General features: G+C 48.2%; 15 protein-coding genes and 4 pseudogenes. 4 read left to right on the forward strand and 15 right to left on the reverse strand.

What is annotated here, in order from left to right; genetic code table 11:
- Nucleotides 1–12 precede the first annotated feature (12 nt).
- A pseudogene (locus ATN88_RS10760) lies at nt 13–1,625 on the reverse strand (bifunctional metallophosphatase/5'-nucleotidase).
- A 61-nt stretch (nt 1,626–1,686) separates the two neighbouring features.
- On the opposite strand from ATN88_RS10760, the gene ATN88_RS10765 reads away from it, so the two are divergent.
- Nucleotides 1,687–2,940 carry an IS1/IS1595 family N-terminal zinc-binding domain-containing protein gene (locus ATN88_RS10765; protein WP_157490703.1) on the forward strand — a complete coding sequence of 418 codons (1,254 nt, stop codon included), beginning with the start codon at nt 1,687–1,689 and terminating at the stop codon, nt 2,938–2,940.
- Between the two features lie 26 nt (nt 2,941–2,966).
- Here the strand turns inward: ATN88_RS10765 and ATN88_RS10770 are convergent.
- The 9 genes and pseudogenes from ATN88_RS10770 to ATN88_RS10810 form a co-directional block, all read right to left on the reverse strand.
- Nucleotides 2,967–3,436 (reverse strand): annotated as a pseudogene (locus ATN88_RS10770) (DUF1097 domain-containing protein).
- A gap of 204 nt (nt 3,437–3,640) precedes the next feature.
- Nucleotides 3,641–4,561: a 5-oxoprolinase subunit C family protein gene (locus ATN88_RS10775; RefSeq protein ID WP_067415371.1), complete on the reverse strand. Its 921-nt coding sequence runs from the start codon at nt 4,559–4,561 to the stop codon at nt 3,641–3,643.
- Nucleotides 4,558–5,244: a 5-oxoprolinase subunit PxpB gene (gene pxpB / locus ATN88_RS10780; RefSeq protein WP_067415373.1), complete on the reverse strand. Its 687-nt coding sequence runs from the start codon at nt 5,242–5,244 to the stop codon at nt 4,558–4,560. The genes ATN88_RS10775 and pxpB overlap by 4 nt, the downstream gene beginning before the upstream one ends.
- On the reverse strand, nt 5,231–5,971 hold the full coding sequence (locus ATN88_RS10785) for a 5-oxoprolinase subunit PxpA (RefSeq protein WP_067415375.1): 741 nt from the start codon (nt 5,969–5,971) through the stop codon (nt 5,231–5,233). Before ATN88_RS10785 ends, pxpB begins: the two co-directional genes overlap by 14 nt.
- 28 nt (nt 5,972–5,999) lie before the next feature.
- Nucleotides 6,000–7,306 (reverse strand): annotated as a pseudogene (locus ATN88_RS28895) (TRAP transporter large permease).
- Nucleotides 7,306–7,836 carry a TRAP transporter small permease gene (locus tag ATN88_RS10795; RefSeq protein WP_067415378.1) on the reverse strand — a complete coding sequence of 177 codons (531 nt, stop codon included), beginning with the start codon at nt 7,834–7,836 and terminating at the stop codon, nt 7,306–7,308. Before ATN88_RS10795 ends, ATN88_RS28895 begins: the two are co-directional and overlap by 1 nt.
- A gap of 87 nt (nt 7,837–7,923) precedes the next feature.
- Nucleotides 7,924–8,904, reverse strand: a complete 981-nt coding sequence (locus ATN88_RS10800; RefSeq protein ID WP_067415380.1) for a TRAP transporter substrate-binding protein — start codon at nt 8,902–8,904, stop codon at nt 7,924–7,926.
- A 27-nt stretch (nt 8,905–8,931) separates the two neighbouring features.
- Nucleotides 8,932–9,759 carry a putative hydro-lyase gene (locus tag ATN88_RS10805; RefSeq protein ID WP_067415382.1) on the reverse strand — a complete coding sequence of 276 codons (828 nt, stop codon included), beginning with the start codon at nt 9,757–9,759 and terminating at the stop codon, nt 8,932–8,934.
- A 104-nt stretch (nt 9,760–9,863) separates the two neighbouring features.
- Nucleotides 9,864–10,760: a LysR family transcriptional regulator gene (locus tag ATN88_RS10810; protein WP_067415574.1), complete on the reverse strand. Its 897-nt coding sequence runs from the start codon at nt 10,758–10,760 to the stop codon at nt 9,864–9,866.
- A gap of 194 nt (nt 10,761–10,954) precedes the next feature.
- Between ATN88_RS10810 and rimO the strand changes: the two genes are divergently transcribed.
- Nucleotides 10,955–12,370, forward strand: a complete 1,416-nt coding sequence (gene rimO / locus ATN88_RS10815) for a 30S ribosomal protein S12 methylthiotransferase RimO (protein ID WP_067415577.1) — start codon at nt 10,955–10,957, stop codon at nt 12,368–12,370.
- A 62-nt stretch (nt 12,371–12,432) separates the two neighbouring features.
- On the opposite strand, the gene ATN88_RS10820 is transcribed toward rimO, so the two are convergent.
- Nucleotides 12,433–13,821 (reverse strand): serine hydrolase domain-containing protein, encoded by a 1,389-nt coding sequence (locus ATN88_RS10820; RefSeq protein ID WP_067415383.1) that lies wholly within the window; start codon nt 13,819–13,821, stop codon nt 12,433–12,435.
- Between the two features lie 147 nt (nt 13,822–13,968).
- Complete coding sequence (locus ATN88_RS10825; protein ID WP_067415384.1) at nt 13,969–14,256, reverse strand: hypothetical protein; 288 nt, start codon at nt 14,254–14,256, stop codon at nt 13,969–13,971.
- Between the two features lie 115 nt (nt 14,257–14,371).
- Here ATN88_RS10825 and gcvA point away from each other — a divergent pair, with 115 nt between their 5' ends.
- Nucleotides 14,372–15,280: a transcriptional regulator GcvA gene (gene gcvA / locus ATN88_RS10830; protein ID WP_067415386.1), complete on the forward strand. Its 909-nt coding sequence runs from the start codon at nt 14,372–14,374 to the stop codon at nt 15,278–15,280.
- A gap of 44 nt (nt 15,281–15,324) precedes the next feature.
- Here gcvA and ATN88_RS10835 read toward each other — a convergent pair whose 3' ends face one another.
- Nucleotides 15,325–16,185 (reverse strand): AraC family transcriptional regulator, encoded by an 861-nt coding sequence (locus ATN88_RS10835; protein ID WP_067415388.1) that lies wholly within the window; start codon nt 16,183–16,185, stop codon nt 15,325–15,327.
- A 210-nt stretch (nt 16,186–16,395) separates the two neighbouring features.
- Nucleotides 16,396–18,177 carry a glycoside hydrolase family 19 protein gene (locus ATN88_RS10840; protein ID WP_232313104.1) on the reverse strand — a complete coding sequence of 594 codons (1,782 nt, stop codon included), beginning with the start codon at nt 18,175–18,177 and terminating at the stop codon, nt 16,396–16,398.
- Between the two features lie 606 nt (nt 18,178–18,783).
- On the opposite strand from ATN88_RS10840, the gene ATN88_RS10845 reads away from it, so the two are divergent.
- On the forward strand, nt 18,784–20,184 hold the full coding sequence (locus ATN88_RS10845; RefSeq protein WP_157490705.1) for a hypothetical protein: 1,401 nt from the start codon (nt 18,784–18,786) through the stop codon (nt 20,182–20,184).
- A 62-nt stretch (nt 20,185–20,246) separates the two neighbouring features.
- Here ATN88_RS10845 and ATN88_RS10850 read toward each other — a convergent pair.
- Nucleotides 20,247–21,301 (reverse strand): annotated as a pseudogene (locus ATN88_RS10850) (alcohol dehydrogenase family protein).
- Nucleotides 21,302–21,338: the final 37 nt, after the last annotated feature.

Below are 21,338 nucleotides of genomic sequence, written 5' to 3' on the forward strand. Positions count from 1 at the left end.
TAGCGACAGGGATTACTTCGCTTTGCGATCTTCGATACGCACTTCGGTGACTTTAGCCAGCGCATCAGGACGGCCTAAGTAAGCTTTGAAGCCCAGAGATAAAGGCTCGCCCGCGCGTTCTTTGCGGTTCTTACCTTGTGTGAAGGCGGCAAAACCGTCACCACCGTCGGCAAGGAAGTTGTTGGTGACCACTCGATAAACACGATCGTCAGCCATTGGTTTGCCGTTAAGCGACAGTTCCAACACACGCTTGCGACCGGCAGAGATGAATCGTATGCCATGTGAACGCCGCTTGATACTTGCATAACACCGTTAGTCAGGCCGGCTGCGTGCTCCATTAGAGAGCGAATTTGCTTACCGGTTAAGTCAATCGCGACTGGGTAGTTAGGGAATGGGAGTGCATCAATCACGTCGCCGTAAGTGATATCGCCCGCTTCGATATCGGCACGAATACCACCACTGTTCGTAAATGCCAGTTCACCGTCTGGGAAGTTTGGCATCATGGAATCTGCAACCAAGTTACCTAAGGTTGAAGATTCACCGTAAGAGCGAGTCAGAGTGTTTTCTGACGAAATCAGCTTTTCACGAACGATCTTGTCGACAACGCTTTTCCAGTTTTCGATGCGTGCTTGCGTTTCTTTATCGGCATTCCACTCATCCGCCCAAATCGTTTTCAGCTCAAAATCATAGTCTTTGATTTTGCCAGCTTTTTCGTCGAAATCGACCGTCAGTTTACCCACGTTGATACCGTAAGCGTCGGTCGAAACAATCAAGGTATCGTTCACTTCAATCACTTCAGGTGTGCCAACGTGAGCGTGACCCGTAACCAGAATATCTAAACCGGTTACTTGTTTAGCAGTTTGAATGTCTTTGTCCAGAGCGCGACGAACATCGTTGTTACCCAGGCTAGATTGACGTGCAGGCGTGCCTTGGTGAGCCAAAAGAATGGTGATATCAACCTGTGGGCGAAGCTCATCAAGATACTTTTGCAGGTATTCGATTTCATCACGTGCTTCGAGATTTTGGCGCATGTTAGCTGCCACGGTGTCGTAGAACGCAAACTTACCATGCAGGCCGATGATGCCTAGTTTTAGACCGTCACGCTCAACAATCGTATACGGTTTATCCCAAAACGGTTTGTCAGTACCTTCGAAGAATACGTTGCCCAGCAATACTTCGAAGTTTGCTTTTGAAAGCTGAACAAGCGCGTTGTCCCAGCCGTAATCAAACTCGTGGTTACCGATTGAAGCAACGTCGTATCCCATGCTGTTCATGATATCGATGATAGCTTCACCTTCGGTCAAGGTATCTACAGTAGAACCAGAGAAGTAGTCACCGGCATCCAGCACAATCGTGTTGTCTGGCTGTGCTGCTTTTTGTTGTTTGATGTAGCTAGCCACATTCGCAAAGCCACCAACTGGGCGTTCTTCATCGATGTAGCGAGCGACGAATGGGTCCACCTTCGCGTGAATGTCATTGGTGTAAACAATATTCAACTCTTTCGCGCACAAAGGCGTCGCCGCAATCGCGATCAAAGAGGCCAGCAAACGTTTTTTCATGTTCTTCTCCTTAGATAAACGGGCGGCAATATACGGAAACGATTGCGCGAGAATTACGATGCGCATCACATTTTATTTCGGCGGGATGGATAGAATTGCGCGATTTTCATTTTTTGTTGTTATTCAGATGCTTGATCTAAACGTGTGTAAAAGCGGCCGCTGTAAAAACCTTGGCGTTTCAAAAGCGAAGGAGTACGAATACCACATTCGTCCGTTGGGCTTTTTAGCGATGCGTTGTGGAGCATGTTCGGCTACGCCTCCCATGCTGGACAATGAAAGCTTTGGTTTGATGCGAAGCCATTGGTTGCGACAAGTTGGGTTGTCCACGGGCAAACTCTGTCCGGGTTGCGGTGCTGCCGCCATTAAGCGTTTTGGGCAAAGCAGTAACGGGAAACCCCGCTTTCAATGCAAGGTCTGTCAAAAGACGTTTTCGAATCGTTCGTCAGTGATGAAAGGTCAGGAGCAGTTGGCGAAAGCGATTCTAGATGCGCTTTCATGTGACCAAGATGGCGAGAACCTAACCCAGCTAGCTGCGAATAAAGGTGTGCATTTCGATAGAGCTTGTGAGCAGCTAAAGCGTCAGGCTTACCAAGTTATTTGGCAGGGTGAGCGAGCAAACTATATGGCAAGTGTGAGGTTTACACTGCCCTATAAAGGTAATGACAATCAGCTTTGGGGCATTCTTACCACAGACATTTTGAGTGGGCGCGTGTTGCACATCAGTACAACCTTGGTCCCGTTTGGTTTGCCTGAACAAGGGCGTTATCAGCCATGTGTTGATGCGCCGCCACTTGAGCTTTCTAGCACCGACAGTGCAATTGAATTGGCACACAAGCAAGAGCAACGATTCTTATTGCGTCAGCAGTTCGATCGCTGTGATTTCGGTTCCGCCACGGTTCGCAAACAATCTCAAAGTCATGCCTTACCTGTACTGAGCGCACATGCGCACTTTGCTGTGCTTAACGCGCTTGGCCATGGCGAAGAAGGCGGTGCGCATTTTTTATCTCATGAAGTATTTTTGCGTGGAGCCTGTATCACGCAATTTTCCGAGCATGTGAAACGTCACCAAATGGCACTGGCTTATGTTGTTGGCGAGACTAATGGCGACATCGAGCTGTCAACGATCAGAAAGCTTGGCTGGTGGCAAAACAGTTGGCGAGAGTTTCGCGATAATGCTGGCAAAACCAAAGCCTATTCGGTCTTGTGCGGGAATTTGGCGTTGGAGCCAAAAGAAGTCCGCCTAAAATCGGCAATGAACGCACTGAGGTTTATTCAACGAGAAGTGGAAAAGCTCAATCTTGCTGCGTTTACCGCCTCGCGAGTGGAGAGCTTCGCTGTTGAGTTCGCGAAGCGGTATAACCAAGCGTTAGAGTGCTGCTGAGCTGAGCCTTTTGGCTTTTTGACCTGTTACGCAGGGACTTCTGAAGATTGGCGTGATTTATTGTGCAGCCACAAACCTGTGGCTTTCATCAAGTAGCGAATATCCCACCAAGCAGTAGCGACGGCACAACCAGTTGCCAGTCTCCGCCTGCTGCGAATGTGGCGCAACAGCCAATAAAGGTGCCCGGAATGTAACCTAGCCATTTTTGTTTTGCTTGAATACACATAAAGAAGGCGACAATAGCTGTGATCACATAGCCTAAGATTTCCAAGCCCGCATAGTTAGAGCTTTCAATAATCACCATTGCCCAGAAGACGCCAGTCATGTTGGTCAATAAGCTGCCAGCTAGCCCTTTGACACCATCAGTTGGCGATGCAAAGTAACTGGTGCAACCTAAAAAACCTGCCCAAGACAGCAAACCAAAAGAGATAGCAATCCATCCCCACAGCCCAGACAAAATTCCGGTTGTTAGTGAAATCGCGACTAATGTACTCATACTGTCTCTAAAGCTTCACGACGAAATCGACGCAAGTGCTCTAGCCTCCCCTTAAAATCGAGTGAGCATACTAGGGGAGAATGCTCTCAATTTGATAGATATAGATCACATTAATTGTTTGACGTTTCATTTTTAATTCACGATTAAAGTGATCATAGTCACTTTAATGGGGGTCTGACTAGGGATCGCGTCGTTCTAGTGCTTTCAACCAAACATCACACGATTAAACAGCCGCCTTTCTACTTCGGCATCGGCGACATCCATGGGTTTGAAGGTGACGATTTGTCCCGGACGACGCTGTGAAAGCTGGCCAGCACCAAGGCTACTAAGGCAGCCGATTTTAGGGTAGCCACCAATGGTTTGTCGGTCTTTCATCAGAACAATGGGTTGGCCGTCGTTAGGAATTTGGATCGCCCCAAATGCGATGCCTTCGGAAATGATGCCATCTAAGCTGCTTTTTACCTCTGCGCCAGAAAGGCGATAGCCCATACGGTCGATGTTTTGGCTAACTTCGTAGGGGCTGGTGAAGAAGGTCATCTGAGCATCATGCGTGAAGCTGCCATGCTGGTAGGCGGGCATGACACCTAGTTCTAGTGGAGCATCGTAATCAGGAATTGCCCAACGCGGTGTTCGCTGCTCTGAATGTTGAGTCGTCGGCGCAAAAGAAAGCACGTCACCTTGTTTTATCGGTTCGCCATTGCCTTTGAGTCCACCCAGTTTTTCTCGTTTTACTGTTGAACAACTGCCAAGTTTTTCTGGGGCGTTGAAACCACCTTTAACGGCAAGATAGGCGCGAAGACCTTGCTTAGGCATGCCAAGCGCAATGACGTCATTGGGTTGAATGGCATAGGTCAGCCACGGCGATATGGGTTTGTCGTTTAGCGTGGCTGAAAGATCGGCACCTGTTAAAGCAATGCTGGTGGTCGCGTTGGCCTTTAACTGTAATTGCCCAAAGGTAATTTCCAGCATGTTGGTGTCTGGTGCATTGCCTAGTAAGCGATTCGCCCAGTAGAAGGCATGTTCATCCATGGGGCCACCGGTGGTGATCCCAAGGTGCTGAAAGCCGACTCTACCGCTGTCTTCAAGTAGGGTTAACATACCGGGATTGAGGACATCAAAACTCACAATACGCCCCCTTTTTCCAAGAATTCTTTTTTGTCGATGGGGCGGAATCGCACTCGGTTTCCGACATTTACGCGGGCGAGAGAATCACTTTCCCAGTCGACCATATTCAGCGGTGTTCTGCCGATGATTTGCCAGCCACCGGGGGTGCTGCTCGGGTAAATCGCCGTCTGGTTTTCCGCAAGGCCGACGCTTCCGGTTGGTACTTTCAGGCGTGGCGTGGATTTTCTCGGTACAACAATGGCGTTATCAAGGCTACCTAAATACGCAAAGCCGGGGCTAAACCCAATCGCATACACGCGGTATTCACGCTGGCTGTGACGCTCGATGACGGACTTAATGTCCAAGCCTGTTTTGTCACACACATCCTGCATGTCGAGGGCGACTTCTTCGCCGTAGTAAACCGGAATTTCGACGACGATGTCTGTGTTTTCGTCTTCGGTACTTTTGGCGTCAGCGTTTAAGGCTGCACGGATCCGTTTGATGATATCAAAGCGGTCAGTGCGGTTGAGGTCAAAGCTAACCAACATCGAGTTGTACGAGGGAATGATATCGGTGACCAAGTCGCCAAGCGCATCTCGCACTTGGTAGATGGCCGCATTCACATCCGCTGCGATGTCATCATCGATTTTGTCGCCGAAATAGATGATCAATGTTTGTTCGTTGACTGGTTCAATCCGCGCCATCTTCCCTCCACTGACGAAGAGATTGAACAACGGCTGATGCATGCGGCCCATCACCATGAATACACAAAGTATCTGCTTTAACGCTGATGGTTTTGCCGCTTAGCGTATTGACTGTACCTTGCTCAACAATCTGCTGAACTTGTTTGAAGATCGCAGAGGCACTGCCATGCACTGCACCTTCAATACGTCTATCAACCAAAAACCCTTCGTCGTCGTAAGCGCGGTCTGAAAAAGCTTCAAACATTAAATCGATGCCGATTTCTTCGGCCAAGTCTTCGATGGGCTGACGATGTGGAATTGCCATCACGACTAGCGGGCAACCCGGCGCAGCATCTTTGACAGCGCGCATGACCGTTCGCAAGACTGACATGTCTTTCATCATTGTGTTGTAAAGAGCACCATGTGGTTTTACGTAGTCCACGATGGCTTTTTGCTGGGAACAAATGCCTTTCAGGGCGCCGATTTGGTAACCCAACCAGCTATAAAGCTCTTCCTCGGTGCAGTCAAACTTGCGTCGGCCAAAGCCCATAAGATCGGGATAGCCTGGGTGAGCACCGATGGTGACGCCATTCTCGCGCGCCAGCGCAACGGTTTTTTGCATGGTTACAGGGTCGGAGGCGTGAAAACCACAGGCAATGCTCGCCATATCAATGCAGGGCATGACTTCACTGTCTTTACCCATTGTCCATGCACCGAAGCTTTCGCCCATGTCGCAGTTAAGTTTCATTCAATGTCCTTATTATTCTGAATTGCCGCTAACGTTGACTCATTGTGGTTGGCAGATAGGTCACTATCTCTGGGAATGCCGTGATCAACACTAACCCCAAAAGGATCAGCATGAAAAACGGAAGTGCTGCACGTGCGACATAGAGTATGTTTTTGCCTGTGAGTGCTTGAATAACAAACAGATTAAAGCCAACGGGCGGAGTGATTTGGGACAGTTCCACCACAAGGACGATAAAGATCCCAAACCACAGTAAGTCGATGCCTGCTTGCTGCACCATAGGCAAAACCACAGCGACGGTTAATACCACCACAGAAATTCCATCAAGGAAGCAGCCAAGCACCACAAACAAAATGGTGAGGTAAAGGAGCAGTTCAAACGGCGAAAGCGACATAGCAGCAATCCACTCGGCTAGCGCACGAGGGATGCCGAGAAAGCCCATCGCTAAGGTAAGAAAGTGTGCGCCAACCAGAATGAACCCGATCATACAGGCACTTTTTACTGCGCCTAACAGGCTGTCGATAAAGCTCGCTTTTGTCAGAGAACCCGTGAGCTTAGCGAGTACCATGCACCAAATACGCCAAGTGCTGCCGCCTCCGTGGGTGTGGTAAAGCCGCCATATATTGAACCAAGAACAAACGCGATGAGCGCAACGATCGGCAGCAGCTTCTTCAACGCTTTAAAGCGGATGCTCCACGTGATGTCATCTTTGCCGTGCTGAGGAAGCTGGTCTTTATTAAACAATGCCCAAAGGGTGGTGTAGCCAACAAACAATCCCATCAGCATGATGCCGGGCAATGCGCCAGCAATGAAGAGTCTGCCAATCGACACTTCGGCGGCAACGCCATACACAATCAAGATGATGGAAGGCGGGATCAAAAGCCCCAAGGTGCCAGAGCCTGCTAGTGTGCCGACGGCCATTTTTTCGCTGTAGCCCTGCGCTTTTAGCTCAGGTAAAGTCATTCTGCCTATGGTGGCTGCCGTTGCCGCAGACGAACCTGACACCGCCGCGAAAATGCCACAGCTCAGGACATTCACATGCAGCAACTTGCCTGGGAAGCTGCTTAGCCAAGGTGATAACCCTTTAAACAAATCCTCTGAAAGACGGGTTCTGAATAAAAGTTCTCCCATCCAGATAAACATTGGGAGTGCTGTAAGGGACCAACTGGTACTTGCGCCCCAACTTGAGGAAGCGAAAAGTAATCCTATCTGCTCATTACCACTAAGATACAGCCCAAGGACACCGACGCCAATCAGTGCCAAAGACACCCACAGCCCTGCGGCCAAGAAGAGCAACATGCTAACGGCGAGAATGATGGAGATAAGCGTCATATCCATTACGCGCCCTCCTTGTCATCAATCATTTCAATCGCTACGTCTTCGTTTTCAAGTTTCTTGTAGTGCGGAGTGATGCCACGAATGTTCTCGACCAAGCTATCCAGCACCGCGAGCGTAAAGGCAATCATGCCAACGGCCAGTGGAACTTGCGGGATCCACAGTGGAATGGGGATATAACCGTGCGTGACTTCTTCAAAGTCGTAAGACTCCCACACCATGTAGGCGCAGTAGTAACTTGCAAAACAAAGCAACAAAAACGCCACGGCTAATACAACAGTTTCTATCGGCTGTTGGAGCTGCTCCGGCAAGCGTTGAATCGCCAGATTTACGCGAATATGGCCGCCTTCTCGAAAGGTGTACGCAAGGCCAAAAAAGGTTGATGCAGCGAGCGCATAGCCTGAAAAATCTTCTGCAGACGGAACGATAAAACCAAAGAATCGACCGATGATTTGAGCGAGGATGATCAGCATGATCAACACAATGAAAAAGCCGGATAAACCACCAGAGAGCAGATACAGCTTGCGCTTCATGGGAAACCTTCCTGATTGGTATATTAGGGTTGTTTAGGTTGCGCCCTCCCCAAATCCTTTTTCAGGGGAGGGCATTCATGCCTGCGATTACTCGCTGCGATAGGTGTTCAAGACTGGCGAGAGTGCTTGTGGGTTCTCTGCTTCCCACTCTTCTGTCATGGTCACACCAATATCTTGCAGTTCGTTGAGCAATTGCGCTGAGGGTGCGGAGACCACAATGCCGTTGTCCGCGAGTGTTTTTGTGTCTTTCGCTTCCTGTGCGGTAACTTCAGACCAACCACGGGCTTCAGCAGCAGCGGCAGCATCCAAAATCGCTTTCTGGGTGTCTTTATCTAAACGTTTGAAAGCACGTTTGTTTACCACCACAAAGTTTTTCGGGATCCACGCTTTTACTTCAGTAAAGTGGCTGAGGTAATCCCATGCTTGACCATTCGCGCCAGTAGATGGCGAGGTGATCATTGCGTCGATGATGCCAGTGCTGAACGCTTGCGGAATATCCGGTACCTGCACCGTGGTGGGTGTGGTATCCATCAGGTCTGCCAGACGAGACGTTGAAGGGCTGTAAGCACGCATTTTGGTGCCTTTAATATCAGCCAGTGAGTTCACTTCTTTTTTGGTATACAGGCTTTGCGCTGGCCATGGCACGGTATAAAGCAGGATAAGTCCTTCTTTACTGAGTTGTTTTTCAATCTCAGGCTTTGCAGCTTGCCACAGCTTTTGCGCTTGTTCGTAGTCGGTTGCGAGAAACGGAATATTGTCATGCTTAAAGATAGGGTGAGTGTTTCCCATGATGCCGATGAACACCTCACCGAGTTGCACCTGACCTGTGCGCACCGCGCGAGGAATTTCAGGGTGCTTCATCAACGAGGCACCAGAATGTACTTTGATGTCTAGCTCGCCACCGGTTGATTCTTTGATTTGCTCAGCGAAGTCATAGGCAATCTTGGTTGGTAGGTTCGCATCGCCATACGGTGTGGGCATGTGCCATTGTGCAGCGAAGCTTGATGGCACCATTAACGTTGAAATCGCTAACACAGCGGAAGGTAGCAGGGTTTTCAACAACTTCATCGGAAGTCTCCTTGTCTCGTGTTTTCATCAAAGGACAGAAAGTTGCTCAGAGGCGATATCCGTCACCAACATTTTTCCTGGAGCATGGGTGATTGCAATCGGGGGTTTGGCGTTTGCAATCGCGACCTGAGGCGTGACGCCGCAAGCCCAAAATACGGGGATTTCATCATCATGAATTGGCACCGCATCGCCAAAATCGGGTGCGGAAATGTCATCGATACCGATCATACTTGGGTGGCCTAAATGCACTGGCGCACCGTGAGATTTCGGATAACGCGTCGTGATCTGCACTGCACGAATGGCGTCAGCAGGCTTGAATGGGCGCATAGACACCACCATAGTGCCACCGAAATGCTCGCTCGATTCCACGGGAATATTGGTGCGATACATGGACACGTTCGATTGGCAGTCGATGTTTCTCAGCGAGATGCCAGCGCGCATCAGCGCGTCTTCAAAAGAAAAGGAGCAACCCAGCACAAAGGTCACCATGTCATCCCACCACAAATCGCGAATATCGTTGGTTTTTTCAGTCAGCTTACCGTGGCGAAACACATGGTACTCAGGGATGTCTGTTCTGATATCGATGTCTTCGCCAAGGGTCTCGAGCAAAGGTTCCCCGGGAGCGGAAACCGCTAGTAGCGGGCAAGCGACAGGATTTCGTTGGCAAAACACCAAGAAATCGTCTGCCCACGCTTTTGGCAAAATCACGATATTTCCTTGTGCGAGTCCTGAAGCAAATCCACTTGTGGATCCATTGAACGAACCGTTTCGAGCCAACTGACGGAGTTCGCGAGCCTGATTCAGAGAGGCTTCATGCTGGTTGGTGGCGATTGTGTTGTTTTGTCCTGCAAGCATTGAAGATCGTCCTTTCCCTAAACTTGAATTTACTGTTAAGTAAATGTTGCAGGTTGGTGTCATTTCGTCCAATTATAGTTTTTTACAGATTCTGATAAATAAAATTAATCGGTTTTGTGAGCGTGCTTCGTCGCGATGTCTACAGCAAGTTTCGCCGCTTCTTCGGCGGCCCCATTTAGCGGGGCTTGAAGGTAGGATGCGGTAAAACCGAGAGGGGAAGGTGTCCAGTCGCAGTCAACGTAGCGTAGCTTGCCTTCATCCACTGCTTTTTGCGCGATGGCGATGGGCAAGCTGGCGAGACCCAATCCATCGACTGTCATGCGAAGACAGGCAGAGAGCGAACTTGATGTAAAGAAGCGCACCTCTGCTGTGTCCGCATTCGAAAGTTGTTCTTTTATCTCGCCAAACGGACGGGTATTTCTGGCATAGGTGATAATCGGCCAACGCGCCAAGTCGTCGAGAGAAAGCGTCTGTTCCGGTAAATCAAGAGTCGGGCTTGCTGCCCAAGCGAGAGGGTATCGGCAAAGCGGATGGTTGGTGACTGAGGCTTCAGAAATCGGTCCCATTAAAAACGCGAGATCGAGCGTTCTGTCCATCAAATCGTGTCGAAGGTTTGCAGTGACATCAACAGTAATGTCGATATCAAGGCGTGGAAAGGTTTCCTTAAACTGCTTGAGAAAATCGGTCAGCCAAGTGTGAACAACCGTCTCTGAAATCCCGAGTCGTAAGGTCCCGGAAAACAGCGCATTGTTTTCTGCGCGACGATGAAACTGATCTGCCGACTGCAACATCTTTTCCGCAAAGGGCAAAAGTTCTCTGCCTTTGGCCGTGAGGGCAATGGGGGACGCGTCGCGATCAAACAAGATAACACCGAGCTCTTTTTCCAAGCTCGCAATGCGCGAGGAAATCGCAGGCTGGGTGGTGAATTGCTGCTCTGCAGCTTTGCGAAAGCTTCTCAAGGTGGCGACAAGCACAAAGGTTTCTATGCGTTTAAGGTTCATGGCTGAGGCGAGCATCCCTCTGGTTAACATCCTGTAATTGAAAAGATAGGACTGTTCTGCTCCGACTGACTTTATCGCATTATTTTCGTGAGCCATTCCACATCTTGAGGTGGTTTCGACAAAATCGGGCAGGTATAATCGCCCGCTAATTACGCCGTTCCTCCGAATGGCGGTAACCTGTGAGCAATGAAAGCATGACTGTCGAAACCTACACGCCAAATAAAACAACGACGTTAGAGACGGCGAAAAAAACGATCGCGGAACAAAACGAAAACCGCGGCGAGACTGCTACAGCGGGCGGTAATAAAATCGGGTTTGTTTCTTTGGGCTGCCCAAAGAACCTGGTTGACTCAGAACGCATTCTTACCCAATTGCGTACCGAAGGGTACGAGATTGTAAACAGCTACCACGATTCAGACGTGGTCATCGTAAACACCTGTGGTTTCATCGACAGCGCGGTTCAGGAATCTCTGGACACCATCGGTGAAGCACTGAAAGAAAACGGCAAAGTGATCGTCACGGGCTGTCTGGGCGCACGCGAAGATGAAATCCGCGAAGTTCACCCGGGTGTGATGGGCATTTCAGGCCCGCACGCTTACGAAAACGTACTGGAGCACGTGCATCAGTTCGCTCCTAAGCCAGAACACAACCCGTTCACCAGCCTAGTACCAGACCACGGCGTGAAACTGACGCCAAAGCACTACGCATACCTGAAAATATCGGAAGGCTGCAACCATCGTTGTACCTTCTGCATCATCCCGTCAATGCGTGGTGATCTGGTAAGCCGCCCTGTGGGTGAAGTGCTAAGCGAAGCAGAACGTCTGAAAAATGCTGGCGTTAAAGAGCTGCTGGTGATCAGCCAAGACACCAGTGCATACGGTGTGGACACTAAGCACAGCACTGGCTTTGCGAACGGTATGCCTGTTCGTCAAAATCTGAAAGCACTAAGTGAAGAACTGGGCAAACTGGGCATTTGGACACGTCTGCATTACGTTTACCCATACCCACATGTTGACGACATCATTCCTTTGATGGCCGAAGGTAAAATCCTGCCTTACTTGGACATTCCTTTCCAACACGCGAGCCCTCGCGTACTGAAAGCGATGAAGCGTCCGGGTAAAGCAGAGCGTACCCTTGAGCAAATCAAGAAGTGGCGTGAAATGTGTCCTGAGCTGGTTATCCGTTCTACGTTCATCGTGGGTTTCCCGGGTGAAACCGAAGAAGACTTCCAGATCCTGTTGGATTGGCTGAAAGAAGCACAACTGGATCGCGTGGGTTGCTTTAAGTACTCACCAGTAGACGGTGCAGCAGCGAACGAGATTGAAGATCAAATCTCAGAAGATGTGAAACAAAATCGTTTCGACCGCTTCATGCAGCTTCAACAAGAAATCAGTGCGGCGAAACTGCAGAAACGCATCGGCACCACCATGAAAGTGTTGATCGACGAAGTGGATGAAGAAGGTGCGATAGGCCGTACGTATGCAGATGCACCAGAAATCGACGGCGTTGTTTATCTGAACGAAGAGTTCAACGTGAAAGCGGGTGATATCGTAGACGTTGCGATTGAGCATGCTGACGAATACGACCTTTGGGGGTCGGTAATTCGTTAATAGACTTACGTTGGAAGAAGAAAGCGGCTGTTAGCCGCTTTTTTTCTGCCCAACGTTTGCTGTCAGTTGCCGTCCAAGACAGCAGGTAGAATGTATTGCGATACCATGCGATGTGTCTGAGGCTCTCGCGCAAAGTTGTAGCCGTTAGTGACAATGACGAGATCCAGTTCATCAATGATGATGATACTTTGGTCGCCCCAGCCAAGGGCAAGAACGGCGGCATAATCGTTGTAGTTGTGGGTGTAATTGCGCGTCCACCAGTAATATCCGTAACCCATACCCAAGACGGTATTGAGTGATTGCGTGCTTTCTTCAATCCACGATTGAGATAAAAGCTGTTTGCCCTGCCATTTTCCGTCATCGAGCATCAACTGACCCAGCTTTAACATGTCTCTTGGTCTTAGCAGCATGCCACCGCCTGCGCCGGGTCTGCCATCCAACATAGACATCCAACCTGCGTTATCGAAACACAGTTCTGCTAGTGGACTTTCACGAAAGTAATCGGCGGCATCTTCAGATTCAGTGGCATTGGCGATTACCTCGCTGGTGAGGTCGACAAAGCCGCCACTGTAGGCGTAGTGCGAGCCTGGGTCGTGAGCTAAAGGCTGTTTGATAGTGAATTCTACAGCGTCATCAGAGAGGATCTGTTGGAGGCGCACATTCGTGGGATCAGAGTAGGGTTTGCTCCATTCATCCCATTCTAGCCCCGCTGTCATTGAAAGCGTGTGTTTGAGCGTGATGGACGCTTTGCCATGTTTAAAAAGCTTTTCATATTTCGGCAAATAGTGAGCGATTGGGCTATTCACACTTTCAACGGCACGCGCGTCGATTGCCGTTCCTGCCAGCATAGACACAATACTTTTAGTGACTGATTGCACTGTGTGTTTTTCATCTTTGTGGTAGCCGTTGAAGTAGTGTTCTGCCACCAGTTCACCATTTTTAGCGACAAGGATGCTGTTGATGTTCCCGAATCGCCTTTTCTCAATACTCTTCCACAATGGGGTAAGTTTTTGTTGTAGAGAAAGCGTGGGCTCGAAGAACTCATCCGTTGAACATTGTTCTGAGTTGCTGATGTCTTCACCTAAGAGGCTCGTTCGATGGGCAGTCGAAATGTTTATGTTTTCGTCTGGTTCAATGCGGTGAAACCGTTTGGTGTAGGTTGGGTCAACGTAGTCGATATATTGATATTGCCCGTCATCCAGGTCGCCAAATTTCCCTTTTGCGTACACATGCTTTAACACCATGTGGTCGTCGCTGGTGAGTTTGATTTCTGCGATACCTTGGAATGAGTGGAAGAAAAGTTGGCCATTTTCTTCTGTGACTTTAACGAAAGACGGTTCCCAGTCACTCGATTGGTAAAGCCCAATATAAGCGGAATCTGAACCCAGTGCCTGTGCAGCGAACGTTGCTGAGAGGAGAAAAGCAACAGTAGCGTGTTTGAACCCAACCATGATTTATCTACTTTTGAAGTGATGTTCAAGATGCTAGATAAATCATGGCATTAAGGTAAATGAATCCCGCTGAAAGACCTGATTCTTTGGACGCAATTCATGTTCGCTGTGCAAATCTTGCAACGTGAACAATCGCCTGACATTCCACTATCTCCGCTCTATCTCTGCGACGGTACCAACCCCAAGTTTCTCTTGGTGCGCTTTCGCGATAGCGACTTCTTCTGGGTTTAATCCAATATCTTCAAGGATATATGCAGGGTAATCTGAGATGTCGCGATAGAAGCGGTTTCGTGCCTGACGAACACGGTAGGCACGTATTTTCTCAGACACCGCGTTGACGAAGCGAAGCATGATGTCGCTGATCGCCAGTGACGCTGATGCACTTCGATCAAACGGCTGAACTAAGAGCGAGTGTTTTTCGTTTGGCAGCTTCATTGTTAAACCCTCCAATTGCCATGAATAAGATTTCCTTACCTTGAAGTTGATGATGGTTTAACCTAACAATGACTACAAACGAGTAATCCTTAATCAGAGTTAGAAAAACTTAATCATGGAAGAACAGTTACCTCCTCTGAATGCGCTGAGGGCATTTGAAAGTGTCGCCAGACTTACGAGCATTAAAGAAGCTGCAGAAGAGCTTCATGTCACGCCTGCGGCCGTAAGTCAGCAAATTAAATCTTTAGAGAGTTATTTGGACGTTCAGCTTTTTGAACGCAAAGTGCGTTCGCTAGCACTCACGGAAGCGGGAGAGCAACTCTACCCGTTTATGGAAGAAGGCTTTTCTAAGCTGGAAGAAGGTATTCGGCAACTGCGCCGGCGACAGCAAAGCAATGAACTGGTAGTGAGTGCGTCGCCCACGTTTGCCGCCAAGTGGTTATTACCTCGCTTAGGTAGCTTTTATCAGGCGTATCCTCAATACCGATTGCGGGTGGATGCCTGTGAATCTTTGGTGAATTTCAGAACCGACGGTGTCGATGTGGCTTTGCGTTATGGAGCAGGCAACTATACCGGGCTTTATTCGCAAGAAATGATCCCAGAAGAGGTGATTCCGGTTTGCAGCCCCTCACTTTTAGAGGGAGGAAAGCCGCTTCAAACTGCCGACGACTTAAGACATCACATGTTGTTGCGGTCAGTGTGGCAAACGGGACATGCCAGCGCACCATGCTGGGGAATGTGGCTCAGAGCAGCTGGCATTACAGACGTTGACCCTGATGCGGGTTATCAATTTTCGACGGAGTTTCTTGCGATTCAAGCGGCCATAGAAGGGCAAGGGATCGCGCTTACTATCAAGGCGATGGTTAACAAAGACATTGAGGCGGGACGTTTAGTTTGTCCATTTGGCGAGTCAGCCAGCCAAAGAGCAGCGTTCAGCTATTACTTGGTTTGCCCTGAGTCTCATCTTCGATTGAAGAAGGTCCAAGCATTTAAACGATGGATTGAATGTGAACTGAAAGAGTAACAAGGCAGCGAATAAGCTGCCTTGCTAGGTTTTAGCTGGTGATTTTATGATTCCAGCGGAATATAAATATCAGTCAGAAGCTCAGTCTGTGGGACTTGATGTGCATCGTTCAAGTATTCCTCAAACACTGGCTGAAAGCCGACTTTTTCACCGGAATTTGGCAGCCAACTTGCGAACAGCCATTTGTAAGCCGCATCCATGTTTGCATAAGGGCCTTTGTACCTGAGTACGGCGCATTTGCTTGGGTGAATGGTGTATTTGCGCATGTCGTCTTCGGCGGGGAAACCGTCTGCGTTCTCGACAAGCACACAAGCCAGCGACGTGAGTTTATCGACGGGAACAGATTCGGGATCATCGAAGTAAACGCCAAAGAAGCGTGTGGATTCCGTGATCAGCCCTTTAGAGACCAACCAGCCTTGCAGCTTTTCAAACTGCTGACCCACATTCATGTAATCGCCTTTGTGTTCATAGCCAATCAGCGTCAATCCGTCGGCGTGTCTAATGGTTACATCATGCATAATCGATTCCTCAGTATTCAGTGGAGTCAGAGAGAATTGAATATGGTCACCTTCGCGCCGAAATCGGGCTGGAGGCATACCAAATGATTCGCTGAATGCACGAGTAAAGCTTTGCACTGACGTGTACTTTGCTTGCTTCGCCACATCTTCCATTGAAAGATCGGCATTGATCAATGTGTCGGCGGCATTGTGGAGTCGGATCCGTTTAATCGTCTCCGTTAAGCTACTTCCGTAAATACCGCGAAAGACACGATGCAGGTGATAGGGCGAGATCAACGCCACGTCAGCCAAGGTTGCCATATCAAGATCTTCATCGATGTGTTCGTAGATGTAATCGAACAGTACATCGAGTCGCTTTCGATAGTGCTCGGCAGTAGATTGGCGCATAGTGCTTCCTCCTCGTTCAGCCCCTTCAAGCTAGCATTGGCTGTTTTAGCAAATCTTGCGAACTTGTTTTTCGTTCATGGAAAATGCTGGCTAAAAGAACCTGACGATTAACTAAAAAGTAGGATGTAAAGCAACAGGCGGTGGAAAGTCGCTAAAAATAAAAGCCCCTATAAAAGGGGCTTTGACATTGTTCATGCTTTTAACGTGTTGTTACTCAACAACAAACCAAGCCTCAGACCAGAACGTACCAACACCAGGTTGATAAACCACATTTGATCCGCACCAAGCGGAATATGGCCAAGGTTTACATTCATAATTAACGCCATTGGCAGTAACGCGATCTCCAGCTGCGTATTCATGACCCAGTATCCAATTTGGGTAAGTCCCTGTATCGGGTGGTGATATCGTGACAGTTTGAGCCGAAGAAACAATGTTGTTGCCAGAATCCGTAACGGTGACTGTGATATTCACTGCGGTCTCTACTTCGACTTCAGGAGCAACAAAGTTTACTGAGCGGTCATCATCGGCGATGACTAAAGTCAGATTACTGTCGTTTGTCCAATCAATCGTAAATACCGTGTCGTCTTCATCCACTATTTCGGCTGTGACTGTCATCGATTCTCCACTGATGGCCGTGCTCTCACCGGATAAAGTCACTATAGGTGGCATGTTGTCAGGTTTTGTGTTCGCAGTAACAACCATATCGTCACTGTCACTTTCTCCATCTTGATTGGTGATGGTGAGAGTGAAAGGATATTCGGTAGTAACGTCGACTTTCGGAATTACCACCGTTGCCACTGCTTTGTCGGCATTGGTGATGGGTAGCAGTTCGCCTTGCGAAACCCATTCATATGTCAGCGTGTCTGTCGATGCACTTGAGGAGAGGGAACCATCCAATTCGACGACTGTATTGTCTGAGAATATTGTTTTGTCTACACCAGCATTGGCAGTAGGAGCAACACCTTCTAGGTCGTCAATTATGGTTACATCAAAATGGTACTCAACACATTTTCGATAATCCCCTTCAATAAATGCAGAGTGAGGCACTTGGTATGCTTTGAGTTGACATTTGTAGGTTTCACCTGTCGGTGTTTCGGATGACCAGCCCCAGTCTTCTTCCCAATAGATGCTGAGAGCGCCTGCTCCACCCTCGTCAAACTGTTTCATCGACGCGCAGCCTAATACTTCGTCTTGTGGAACAGGAACATCAAGGTAATTCGCAAAATTGTGGTAGTAGTCAATGCGATTTTGAGATTGGATGTGTTCTGAGGCTCCGCCACATTCAACACCACCATTTATGATTTGCGTTGTTACACCAAATCCTGGGACAAGCCCATTTGCAATGTCTTGTTGATTTGGTTGCCAAGTCCCGTCAATAACATGCAACATGCTAGGCTTCGGTGGTTGAGGATACAAATAGAAAAATACCGCACTGGCTAAGTTAAGCCATGTGTCTGCAACCAACTCAGGCTGGTTTAATAAGGTTTCGACATTTCCATATATGGATTGCGAAAACGGGCCGTAGTTGTAGTTATAACTAAGTTGCTTAGAGCCTCGTCCAAAGTAGCTTTTGTAAGTTCCATCAGGGAAAGTGCCACATGGGTATGTTCTACCTTGCCACGTCTCTTCTCCGCACACACCATATCCGCCGGGGGTGCCTTCTTGCCAGCCTATTTCACGTAGATAGTATAAGCCTTGACGCCATTCTGGCGTGACATCTGCAATAGACTTATCGTGTCCTCCAGTTTCTTGAGTGAAATGGGCGAACATTGTCGCTAAAGACTTGCGACATATAGCCTCGGCATCGCGGCCATCAGAATAGTCACCACAAAATGCGGGATACTTTCCAATTGCTTTTAAGAAATTGAGATAGGTATATTTTTCATCTCTTAGCGGGAAAAGGTGGTTCCAATCACTTTCGCTAATAATGCTTTCCACGCGTTTGACGTTGGAAGGGTTTGAAATTGCGTTGATAGAAATGTTTTCAACCACTTCATTGTCTAATGTTCGGATAGAGTCCTTAACTAGCCTCAATCCTTCCGGGGCAGCCGCGATTATTTGAGCTTCGTCGGCCAGCAATTTACTCAGGTTTAGCTCGTAGGCTCTGCAGTAGCCGTTGCTGTGATCACGCTTAGAGCGATAGGGCTTAGTGTGGCCCACTTCAATATAGTCATTATTGTTCCTCGCTGAATTAAACGCTTTTTTGTCTAGAAAAGTAGTGATTTTTTGTTGCTGCCAAATTTGGCCAACAAAATGTTATGTCAAGTGATTTGCAAATTTTGAGATACAAATCCCGTGATAAATGCAAGGTTTTTTAAGAGAGGTGTTGTAAGCACAGATAAGGAAGTAAGATCTCACTCGCAATGAAAATGCGCGAATGATAAACATGTGAATATGAAAAACTGGTCACTGATCATCTGTCACTAACGTCATAACAGTTTCAGCTAGCAATATGTTCAGCCTCCTCTAGCTTGCATTGTCTGTTTAGTAAATCTTGCGAACTTTTGAAGACCTTTTAGTCAATCACGTCCGGATGAATGCAGTGTTTGCCTAACTAATTTAAATCCATTTTAACCAAAAGGTTAAATTTTCATCGTTTTGTTTTTAAAGCAAAAATATGAAGTTTTCTTTTTGTCTTTTTACGGCTATTCCATCATCATGCGTAACAATTTTGCCGGATACCATCGTGGAGCAGTCGTGAAATCGGGCTTAGATACTCAGTTACGTGATGCATTTGATACATTTTTTAATGAGCTAAAAACAACGCACGAGAAATACTTTGATGCATCAGTGCGTCTCGTTTCTATAGACGAATGGCACTACCTTGACGTCTTAATGTGTTCTGATGAGTGTGAGGATGCTGACCACGCTAAATGGGTAGAGTTGTCAAATGAAGACAAAGATGCCACGGATAAAAAGCATTTTTATTGTGAATACACGACAAGCCATGTTTGGGCGATAAATGCTGCGGGTAAAGGCCGCCGAATAAGAATAGATCTAAGCTGTGTTCCTGAGAAAATGGTGATCTTGGACCAACGTGCATTTATTGAGAATGTGGTTTGGGAAGAAAACCTAGCTGATACCCATCGGGGTGTTCTGCCCGTAAATAAGATGGTGTTGGAGATAGGAGGTGAGGAACGAGCTTTCTATATTTGCGGCATGCCAGATGATGAAGATCGTCTAGCAATCAGGGTGGACAATGTTGGAAACCTAGGTCAATCGGCGACACATTACGTTAATGACCTGATGTATAAGTTAGAGCAGGCCTACCAGCCGTACAAAAAAAACAAAGCCCCGATAACAGAAACAAATGTGTTAAATAACGTGCCATTTTTAGCGTATATCGATAAACACGATGACGACGATGTGTGCATAAAACAGTTCCCATTTCTCTCATGGCAGGTGTTTGGAAAGGTAAGAAGAGAAATAGCAACCTTTCGCTTTGCTGTGCAGAAATCGGTGAAAGAAGCGGTATCGGTGAAGCGTGTAATGATGTTTGCCGTGCCGAGTGCGATCGTCCTGTCTATCGCGCTACTGGCTGTTTTAAACCTGCTTTCACGTGAGAGTGCACTGGCGAGTATTGGCGCGTTTGTTTACGTCCCGTTTGATGCATTCATGTCTTTGAAGCAATTCATTCTTCAACTTTATTTCTCGTTGTGGGGAAATGCAAAGTATGCGTTCTTCGCGTTGATCTTTGCGGTGAATTTGCTTTATTACGGTGTTAATTATTGCGCAAGCAAATGCAAGTCAAAGGGAGTGCTATTTCCTACCGTAGCTAAATTGACTTACCTCTGTTTCGTCGCCGTTTTTTTACTCGATGTACTCTTGTTAGGTGTCGGCTCCATAAGCCAAAATGTCTTGGCATCCACCCTTGGATTTGCCATGTATATGCTGCCGTTTACCGTTTATACGAGCTTTGCGTATTTAAAGAAAAAAGCAGTGAAGACGTATGTGGAGCCACTGAAATCACTAAGCTGGCTTTCCATCGAGAAAGCATAGCGATAAAGACAAACGAAAAGAGGGTGTTTTCACCCTCTTTTTTATGCAACACCAGTCACGTGTTAATCCGCGTTAACCTCTAGCACAATCTTTCCAATATGCTTCTTTTGACTAAAGATTTCTTGCGCTTGATGAATCTCTTTAAGCGGCAACACCTCTGCGACGAGAGGGGCGATCTTCTCTTGCTCAATCCAGTTGACGAGCTTTTGAATACGCCGTCTTCCAGCTCTGTGCAGCCGTAAAAACTCAGGTCTTTCAAGTAGAGTGTGCGCACATCCAGCTCAACCATTGCACCGCCAATGGCACCTGATACGGCATAACGCCCTTTGGGTTTGAGTACATCGAGAAATTGCGGCCATTGGTCGCCAGCGACGAGATCAATCACCACATCCACACTGTTCGCGCCCAACGATGCGACCAAATCCGCATCGCGGTTCAACGTTTGGTCGGCACCTAATGCTTTCAGTTCTGCCGCTTTGCTTGGGCTGGTGATGGCGATAACAGATGCGCCACGTGCTTTAGCAAGTTGAATTGCAGCAGAGCCTACACCGCCCGATGCGCCTGAAATAAGAACCGTGTCAGAGGCACCTACTTTTGAGCGGGTAAGCATGTTCTCCGCTGTGGAATAAGAGCAAGGGAAGGAAGCAAGTTCAGTGTCTGAATAGTTGCTGGTGATCTTGTGTGCATACCGCGCAGCCACTGTCGTGTATTCTGCAAAGCCGCCGTCACACTCAGAGCCAAAATACCAAAAAGAGGTGAGGGGTTGCCCGTTGAACTCTTTCAGACAAGGCTCGATGAGAACACGCTCTCCAATGCGGCTTGGATCTACGCCATCGCCGACTGCGACAATAGTGCCACACACGTCAGCCCCTTGAATGCGAGGAAATGTTAAGGCATTCCCTGACCACGAGGCATCTGCACTGTCACCTTCGTTTTTCGAGTACCAAGCGGTGCGGGTATTAATGTCAGTGTTGTTGACACCAGCTGCCGATACGCGAATCAACACTTCTGTCGGAGCGGGGGAAGGTACCTGAATATCTTCGCGATACTGAAGAACTTCTGGGCCACCATGTCCGGTCAGTTGCACGCCTTTCATTGCTTTTGGTATAGATTGCATTGTTCCCACTTCTCCTTTGCATTGGTTCACTCAGCAG

This window comes from Enterovibrio coralii (assembly GCF_001559595.1).
Taxonomy (GTDB): domain Bacteria; phylum Pseudomonadota; class Gammaproteobacteria; order Enterobacterales; family Vibrionaceae; genus Enterovibrio; species Enterovibrio coralii.